8 protein-coding genes and 1 pseudogene are annotated in these 9058 nt (G+C 36.2%); 6 read left to right on the top strand and 3 right to left on the bottom strand.

The genetic code is table 11. From position 1 onward, the window contains the following. Position 1: 1 nt before the first annotated feature. Together ADJ83_RS15140 and ADJ83_RS15135 are read right to left on the bottom strand one after the other, a co-directional pair. On the bottom strand, positions 2 to 1363 hold the full coding sequence (locus ADJ83_RS15140) for an IS4 family transposase (protein ID WP_048717268.1): 1362 nt from the start codon (positions 1361 to 1363) through the stop codon (positions 2 to 4). A 166-nt stretch (positions 1364 to 1529) separates the two neighbouring features. Further along, positions 1530 to 2030, bottom strand: a pseudogene (locus tag ADJ83_RS15135) (MFS transporter); the annotation flags it as partial. A 285-nt stretch (positions 2031 to 2315) separates the two neighbouring features. On the opposite strand from ADJ83_RS15135, the gene ADJ83_RS15130 reads away from it, so the two are divergent. The 3 genes from ADJ83_RS15130 (at position 2316) to ADJ83_RS15120 (ending at position 4621) form a co-directional block, all read left to right on the top strand. Further along, positions 2316 to 2540 (top strand): DUF1450 domain-containing protein, encoded by a 225-nt coding sequence (locus ADJ83_RS15130; RefSeq protein WP_031540080.1) that lies wholly within the window; start codon positions 2316 to 2318, stop codon positions 2538 to 2540. Between the two features lie 231 nt (positions 2541 to 2771). Then, complete coding sequence (locus ADJ83_RS15125; RefSeq protein ID WP_048718222.1) at positions 2772 to 4073, top strand: HD domain-containing protein; 1302 nt, start codon at positions 2772 to 2774, stop codon at positions 4071 to 4073. A 41-nt stretch (positions 4074 to 4114) separates the two neighbouring features. Then, positions 4115 to 4621 (top strand): YwgA family protein, encoded by a 507-nt coding sequence (locus tag ADJ83_RS15120; protein WP_031540078.1) that lies wholly within the window; start codon positions 4115 to 4117, stop codon positions 4619 to 4621. A 65-nt stretch (positions 4622 to 4686) separates the two neighbouring features. Here ADJ83_RS15120 and ADJ83_RS15115 read toward each other — a convergent pair whose 3' ends face one another. Then, a complete protein-coding gene (locus ADJ83_RS15115) occupies positions 4687 to 4872 on the bottom strand; it encodes a 2-hydroxymuconate tautomerase (RefSeq protein ID WP_031540077.1) in 186 nt (61 codons plus the stop codon). A 224-nt stretch (positions 4873 to 5096) separates the two neighbouring features. On the opposite strand from ADJ83_RS15115, the gene ADJ83_RS15110 reads away from it, so the two are divergent. The 3 genes from ADJ83_RS15110 (at position 5097) to ADJ83_RS15100 (ending at position 8711) form a co-directional block, all read left to right on the top strand. After that, positions 5097 to 5735 carry a site-2 protease family protein gene (locus ADJ83_RS15110; protein ID WP_031540076.1) on the top strand — a complete coding sequence of 213 codons (639 nt, stop codon included), beginning with the start codon at positions 5097 to 5099 and terminating at the stop codon, positions 5733 to 5735. Positions 5736 to 5848: 113 nt separating this feature from the next. Further along, a complete protein-coding gene (locus tag ADJ83_RS15105) occupies positions 5849 to 6358 on the top strand; it encodes a YwhD family protein (protein ID WP_031540075.1) in 510 nt (169 codons plus the stop codon). Positions 6359 to 6782: 424 nt separating this feature from the next. Beyond that, positions 6783 to 8711, top strand: coding sequence for an endonuclease MutS2 (locus ADJ83_RS15100; RefSeq protein ID WP_048718220.1), 1929 nt, complete (start codon positions 6783 to 6785; stop codon positions 8709 to 8711). Positions 8712 to 9058: the final 347 nt, after the last annotated feature.

The following is a 9058-nucleotide window of genomic DNA, read 5'->3' as shown; positions in this document are numbered from 1 at the left end:
CTCAACTTTCGCAGAGTGATATCGGCAAATAAGCCTTGATATAATTAGGAAGGCCAGCGATCCACTGTTCAAGTTGACTTTGAATTATTTTTTTGATTTTCTTATTCGTTTGTTTAAGTGCATCTTGAAGAAGCTCGATCAATTGCTGTAATGCGACAGCCCAATCAAGTTCATTTACTTCATCGCATAATTCGTAAAACAGACCACCTATTGTGCGTTGATCGGTATTACAGCGATTCTGCCACGACAGAACGATAAAACGAGAAAACACAATCGTTGTATGGCAAATAAGCGCGTCATATGAACGGCTTTGGAATTCTTTTTCAAGTTTCAAAAGAGATTTGGCCGCCTTAAAGAATACCTCGATATCCCAGCGCATTCCATAGATTCGGACGATCTCCTGTTCTGAAAGAGTGCAGTCTGTGCTGAGGATGGCAAGCCAGTCGCTTTTCTTATTTCTGTTTTGAATGAATACCACTTTAATTGGTGTTCCATTAGCCATGATCGTATGGATGGAACGAAGAATTCCTTTCTTGGATTGAATGGGTCCAGCTAGGCGGTATAGTTGCTTTAAAGAAACCATCTCCCCGTTTACGTTATAACGTTGTTTTGTTTCTTTGACCATACCAATTACGTCTAATCCTTGATCCACAATAGACTTTACAAGTGGTGGCAATGTAAACCAAGAATCCATAAGGACATAACTTGCATCTATCCCATTGGCTAATGCACGTTTAATCATGTCAGGAACTTGTTCAGGCTCAGTTTGTAATGCATTTTCTCGACGCTTGTATCCACAAGTACGTTTATCAATTTTTTCAGAGATACCATTGATTTGAGACTTTTTTGAACTGACTAAAGAAAAGTCAATTGGCATAAATGTATAGCCATCTGACCAGCCCAAAGTGAGCATACGAAACCCCTTAAAGAAACGCATTTTCAGGGAAGCATGATCAAAACAACGAGCGAGAAGCTCTACCTTTTTACTACGATTTCGGTCATACGCAGAATCATCGATAATCAGTACTTTTGGACGCTCTTTATTCGTAAGGCGAGTCACCTTTTGAATAGTAAAAATGCTCAACAGTAGTAAGAAACGGCGCCAATTAAAAGTTGATTGGTTTAAAAAGCGATAGACGGCATCTTTGGCTGGAAACTGATCGGCTTTCTTTGAATCAAGAAGTGAAAACCAATTTTTGTGCTGGAAAATCAAACAGAAAACAAGCTGAAATAAGTAGGAACAGCTGAAACCGAAGGATTTTTTAATTCCTGCTTGGCGCAGGTGTTTATTCATTTCAAGCTCAGAAAAAACCGAATTAAGTTCTTTTGGTAGTTGATTGTTTTGGCTATTTTGGTCTATCATATAGGGAGCACCTCTTCTGTATGGTAGTGTTTTCTCTACAATTACACTATACCAAAGAATGAGGTGTTATTTCATTTTATTAAACACTGTCAAGCAACATATTTAATAGACCATAGACGCAATACAACTAACGATTTGCACTTATTTTTTTGGTGCGAAAGTTGAGTAAATTAATATAAAAAATCCATCTCCAACTCAAAAATTCTACAAAAAGAGAACCGAGTGTAGGGGCCAATACAGCAGATAATGCCCACATGCCAGTAAACAACGCCTGGATTTTCCCTCTTTTTTCAATAGAAAAAAGGTCTCCAGCAATGATTGCAGGAAATGGCATCATGAATCCAGCACCCATTCCTTGCAACGCTCTAAAAATGACTAGCTGAGGCATAGTTGCTGCGATTCCGCATAAGAGAGAACCAATTAAAAAGACAATAATGCCAAAAGCAAACAGCTTCTTTCTTCCAAAAAGATCAGAAAGTCTACCGGCAATTGGCGAAAGAATGGTACTTGCTATCATATAAGCAGCAAAAGACCAGGCATATAATTCCGTACCGCCAAGCTCCTCTGCAATAATAGGCATGGTTGTGTTCATTATGGTCGTATCAATAGAGGCAATCAGCATAGCAAGAACAATGCTGCACATTACTAATATTCTACTTTTATTCATTTCAAAACCTCCCTATATTTCAAGAGAAAATTATAACGTATATTTCCTAAATAATATAGAGAAGGGAAGTGGTTTTAATTTTCGAATAAAAAAATAAGATCTAATAGTCAAGAGATACAAAGCGTAACCGTGCAGTTTTGTTAATAATTCGTCACTTTTTTACAATCTTTTGCATCTTGCATTGCAAGTTCAGAAGGGGTAAAATACCATATAGTAATGAGTGAGAATGTTGTCGATTTGATTGTCGATCACTTTTTTTGAGCATTTATAGAAAGGGTTGTCCAAATGGCAAACGAATTTCGTGTTTGCGACGATTGTCAGGCAGTGAATTTAAAAACGTTAGTACCACGTTTAAAGCAAATAGATCCAGAGGCAAAAATAGATATAGGCTGTCAATCCTATTGCGGACCTGGTCGCAAAAAAACATTTGCTTTTGTCAATAATCGTCCACTAGCTGCATTAACAGAAGAAGAGTTAATGGATAAAATCAATGCGAAGTTAAAAAAATAATAGAAACCTGTCTATTATTTTAACTTTCGATAGCAACAAACTTTACGAACATAGCCTTGTAAAACCAGAGGAGTTTCCACTAGATAGTTATTTTATGGAGAAAAAGATTATTTTTCCCTTTTTAAAATGCTTAAACGGAACCCTCTTTTTCTATCTTTAGAATATGGAGTGTACTCTAAATTACTAGAATAAATAAAAAATAGTCAATAGAACGAAAGAGAGTGAAGAAAGATGCCATATTCGACGGATAAGCTAAACGAAGAAAAAGTATTTAAAGATCCAGTCCATCGCTATATACATGTGCGCGATCGAGTAATATGGGATTTAATAGGAACAAAAGAGTTTCAGCGCCTGCGAAGAATTAAACAGTTGGGCACGACTTATCTTACCTTTCATGGTGCGGAACATAGTAGATTTAACCACTCTCTAGGAGTATATGAAATTGTTAGAAGAATAATCGATGATGTCTTTGAAGGCAGAGAAGAGTGGAATAATAACCAAAGATTGCTTTCTTTATGTGCTGCCCTCTTGCATGATTTAGGACACGGACCTTTTTCTCATTCATTTGAAAAAGTGTTTGATCTTGATCATGAAGAATTTACGCGTAGGATTATTCTTGGCAAGACAGAAGTAAATAAAGTTTTAACAAAAGTGGAAAAGGATTTTCCAAAAAAGGTTGCCGAAGTAATTGCAAAGACCTCGAAAGAAAAACTAGTAGTCAGTTTAATCTCCAGTCAAATTGACGCAGATCGCATGGATTATTTACTAAGGGATGCCTATTTTACAGGGGTTAGCTACGGGAATTTCGATATGGAGCGAATTTTGCGTGTGATGCGTCCCCGTGAAGATCAGGCTGTTATTAAGAAAAGTGGAATGCACGCAGTAGAAGATTATATTATGAGCCGCTATCAAATGTACTGGCAGGTATATTTTCACCCAGTAACAAGAAGTGCGGAAGTAATTCTTACAAAAATTCTACATAGAGCAAAATACTTACACGAGCAGTTCTACCCCTTTAAATATCACCCAATTCATTTTTACTCACTCTTTGAAGAAGAGACATCTTTAGAAGACTATTTGAAATTGGATGAAGCTATTATTCTCTATTATTTCCAAATGTGGCAAGAGGAAGATGATGTCATTTTAAAGGATCTTTGCCGTAGATTTATGAATAGAAATCTTTTTAAATATGTAGAGTTTGATCCAGCGAACGAATATAAGAAGCTTCAGGAACTATCTGGTTTATTTCAAAAAGCAGGATTAGATCCAGAGTATTATTTGGTTGTGGATTCCTCTTCCGATCTTCCCTATGACTTTTACAGGCCAGGTGAGGAAGAAGAGCGGTTACCGATCCATCTCTTGATGAAAAATGGAGAAATCAGAGAGCTTTCTAGAGAATCAGAAATAGTCGATAGTATTTCTGGGAAAAGAAGAACAGATCATAAGCTATATTTTCCAAAAGATATTCTGAAGGATGACAGTTCCAAAGGGAAAGTCAAAAAACAAATCCGTCAATTGTTAGATATTCAATAGATGCGTGTTTTAGGATTAAATGGAGTAGGAGATGACCCAATTTGTTAAAAGATCATGCCAAAGTAATGAAAGCAATTGCTGCATCGGGCGAAATTATTGGAAGAAAAAAGCTACAAAAAATGATATATATTGCGAAAAAGCTTGATTTTCCTTTTCATGAAAAATATCAATTTCACTTTTTCGGTCCTTATTCAGAAGAACTAACCTTGCGAGTAGAAGAATTATGTAATATGGGATTTTTAAATGAAGTAAAAGAAAAAAAAGGCGGATATTTCCAATATCGCTATACACTCACAGATAATGGTAAAGAATTTCTTACCCTTAATGAAGTAGAGATGCCAAACTTATCTCCTTGTCTAGAAGATATGAATGGCCAAAACTCAAGATTTCTTGAGCTTGTTTCCACCGTTCTATTTTTCGATACTTTATCGAAGGAAGAGGTAAAGGAAAAAGTTTTTACACTAAAAGCAAAGCAAAAATATACAGAAGAAGAAATTGAGATAGCTTACGCATATATTGACAGTTTAAAAGAAAAAACGATTCATTAAATAAAAAGGCCGTCGAAAGCAAATTATTTCATTGCTTTCGACGGCCTTTTTTAAGATGATAGTTATTATTGATCACTCAGGCGTTTGCCAGCTACCGCATAATGGTTTGTTGGCATTTCCTCAATAAAGACAACAACTTTTTCTTTTGATGCACCTGTCGTTTCCACTACTGCTTCTGTTACTTTCTCTACTAGATTTCTTTTTTGATCCTCTGTTCTACCTTCTAGCATCTTTACAGTTACATAGGGCATGGTTAAAATCCTCCTTGGTTTTTGATTGTAGTTTTTCATATTTTTTGGAAAAGTGCAAGTCTCTACTAAAAAATGTTAGTAAAATAGTGGCTACTTCACTTGGTTTTTTCATGGGAGAAAGAATATTTTCCTTTCCAATTTATAATCATGTATAATTTTAAAAGGAAACATAGAGAGAAAAGAGACGTTTTCCATTGAACTCAGTATAGAGGGGAGCTAATCATTTGTTATTTTCACAAAATTTGGCGGATTTGCCTTATATTGTTATTTCTATTGTAATAGGTTTTACCATCCATGAATTTGCACATGCATTTGTAGCCTATAAATTTGGCGATCCAACAGCTCAAAAGCAAGGAAGGCTGACGTTAAATCCCATCGTTCATATTGACCTAATTGGTGCAATTTTTATTTTGCTCGCAGGATTTGGATGGGCGAAACCAGTACCGGTTAATCGTCATTACTTTAAACGACCTAAGCTAGCTGGAGTATTGGTATCATTAGCAGGGCCTTTTAGTAACTTAATACTAGCTTTTCTTGGCTTTATCATTATTGCAATCTTAATAAAGTTAAATGTACCTATAGGAAGCAACTTTGATTTATATCCGTTTTTTCAAATTTTTATTTATATGAATTTATTACTCTTTGCATTTAATTTAATCCCTCTACCACCACTTGATGGTTACCGAATTATTGAAGATTTGGTTTCCTCTCGAGTGAGAGCGCAAATGTCAAAATATGAGGTATATGGTTCTATTTTATTTATTGTATTAATTGTTACAGGATTATCGAGCTATACGATATTCCCATGGATTGAGTTTGTGCGAATCTTTTTTCTCAATCTGTTTAATCAATTATTATTTTAATCGCTCTTTTTCACAGAATGAAAAAGAGACGTTTTTTATACACCAGAATTTATTGACCTCAAAAGGAGAACGACAACATAGCAGCTAATAAATTTGCAGGAGGAGTATGAAAAGTGGAAGGAAAAAAGAAAAAGACAATAGGTTTTAATATTATTAAAAATGACCCGACCGATGGGCATAAAGGCTTTGGAATTGGCAGTCTTAGTTTAGAAAATGTCTCTCCTGTTATTATTGATGTGGAAGAAGGAGAAGCAATCGTCGATATCGGTGCAATGCACGCAAGAAGTGCAGTAGAGCGTGGTATCAAATTTTTGAAAACGAAAGAAGAAGTTCCAAATGGCAAGCCATATTGGCTAGTGTGGGTAACGATTGACCGCAAGCAAGAAGGACCATATTATGCTGGGGTGACAGCGTGTGAAATGACAGTAGACCGTTCCATTCGCAGAGGGTATAAGTCACTTCCAGAACATGTGAACAAGATGGATAAAAGTATGAAAAGACATATTATGGTCGATCATATGGATGATAAGTCCAAAAAGGTGCTTGCTGATTTCTTAAAAAAACATGATCAGCAACTATGGGATAATTCTTTAGACCAATTGAAAAAGGATTTAGCAGATTAATTTTTTGAAAATGTTGACAATGGAAAAGAAAAATGGATAAACTAAAAGGGAGTAAAAATAAAAAGCCCTTTTAAGGAGATTGTTTTATGAGTGTGAGTGTTCTTAACTAACCGTTAATTTTATACGGCCTTGAATTTTGTTAAAAAATCGGACTTATACCGGTTTATTTAGCATGCAAATTTCAAGGAAGGTTAAGAATAAGCCTCATAGCAAGCAATAGATGGTATAAGCTATGGCATATTTGTCATAGCTTTTTTACTTTATTGCGAAGGATTTCCTCATGCCGCTTAAAGCGGATAGGTCTACCCCTGAAAAAAGCCAGTGAGCGTTTGTTCATGCTGGCTTTTTTTATTTGGCTGTGGTCGATCGCCAACAAACTTTACGAAAAAAGTCATTTATTTAAAGAAAACAGGAGGTTATAAAAATGAATCAGCAGACATTTGAAGTACTAGGATTTCATAGGATTTTAGAGGAAATAGAAACTTTTGCGAAAACTAATTTAGCGAAAGAAACAATCCAGAAAATTCGCCCAATGCAGGATATAAGAAGAATGGAACAATCGTTAAAAGAAATAGAAGAGGCCATGAAAATATTAGAAATATCAAGCAGTGTGCCCATTCATACACTAGATGAAATGTCCCTTTATCTTAATCAGGCGAAGAAAGGAATCTATATTCGAGCAGATCAATTCCCGTTTATCATTTCCTTTTTAGAGCATTGTACAAAGCTAAAGCAGTTTATGCGTGATAAAGAATATGTCGCGCCGAATGTCTCTCTTTACGTTCAATCCATCCCTGATGTTCGAGAGCTTACAGAAGAAATAGCGAGATGCATTAGACACGGGAATGTCGATGACTATGCCTCCGGTGACTTAGCATATTTAAGAAGACAGCTGTCTATCTTAACAGACAGAGTAAAAGAAAAAGCAAATCAACTTGTGAAATCCAAAAAATATGCAGGCTATCTGCAAGATAAAATAGTATCAGAACGTAGTGGTCATCTAACTCTATCCGTAAAAAGAGAATATCGTACGAAAATCCAAGGTAGTGTATTGGATACCTCAGCATCAGGAGCAACACTTTTTATCGAACCACTCGAATTAGCAGATATGCAAGCAGAAATCGAAACATTGAAACTTTCAGAAGAGTATGAGGTTGAGCGGATTTTATATGAATTAACGGAAAGACTTTTAGGCGAGGAAAAGGCAATTCAATTAGCCATCGAAACAATGCATTATTATGATGTTTTATTTGCGAAAGCAAAATATAGCAGATCCATTGAAGCAAAGTCACCTGTTTTAACAGAAGACTATACGATTCATTTAAAAGAAGCCCGCCATCCAATGCTTGGTGAGAAGGCTGTTCCTTTAACCATCTCATTTGGAGAAGAGCATCGGGCATTAGTAATAACCGGTCCGAATACAGGGGGAAAAACGGTAACATTGAAAACGATTGGTTTATTGACAATGATGGCTCAGTCAGGTTTACTTATTCCTGCAAAAGAAGGCAGTAAAATAGCGGTCTTTCAGCATATATTTGTGGATATTGGCGACGGACAAAGCATTGAACAAAATTTAAGTACGTTTAGTTCCAGACTAGTGAATATTATTGATATTTTAAGAACGACCAATGATCGCTCTCTTGTATTACTTGATGAGCTGGGATCAGGTACAGATCCTGGAGAAGGGATGGCACTGGCGATTGTTATTTTGGAACAGCTTTATCAAAAAGGGGCAACATTATTTGCCACAACTCATTATAGTGAAATGAAAGAATTTGCAGATCAAACAGAAGGTTTTTTAAATGGAACGATGGAATTTGATATCGATACGCTGCGACCGACGTATAAGCTATTATTGGGGCAAAGCGGAAGAAGCCAAGCATTTGAAATTGCAAGCAAACTAGGTTTACACCCTAAACTTATTGAAAAGGCCCATGAAATAACCTATAAAACACATCGGAATTTTCAACAGGAACAACGGTTAGACAATGCGGATTATAAACAGCAAATCGTTGTTAATAAATACGCTCGAAATACATTGGGGAAGAAAACGGTTGATATCCCTCTTTCTCAGGAGCCGATTTTTGAACAAGGAGATAATGTAATTCTTACAGAGACCAAGGAGATGGGAATTGTTTACAAAGGGCCAGATGCACAAGGAAGATATGTAGTACAGGTTCGCCAGGAAAAAAGAACAGTTAACCAAAAACGATTAAAGCTATATATAAAAGGAACAGAGCTCTATCCGGAAGATTATGATTTTGATATTCTTTTTAAATCAAAAGAATATCGAAAAATAAGCAAACAGCAAAAAAGAAAATATGTGGAAGACGTATGGCTGGAGGAGGAATAAGAGGGAGATTGAGTTAAATTGTCTGAAAGGCAGTTTTGGCAAAAAGAAGACTGTAGAGATGATAGAGAAGGTAAGTCTATGCCTGCCGAAGCGAGAAAAGGGAAAACGGGGTAACAGAGAAGGCGAATCTACGTCCGCACATTCCAGAAAATGAAAGCGGGGTAACAGAGGAGCCGTCTCTAAGCCCGCCAAACCTAGAAACAGCAAAGCGGGGTAACAGAGAAGTCACATCTAAGCCCATCAAAGCAAGAAAAATCCCGCTAAGGTAATACTGAGAAGTCTCACTATATTATTAATATGAACAAAAAGAAGCTGGGACAAAACTAAATAACTAATCTTTAAAGACG

Source organism: Bacillus sp. 522_BSPC (assembly GCF_001076885.1).
GTDB lineage: Bacteria > Bacillota > Bacilli > Bacillales > Cytobacillaceae > Niallia > Niallia hominis.
Note: the sequence above shows the minus strand (reverse complement) of the source record. Positions and strands in the feature narration are given on the sequence as shown.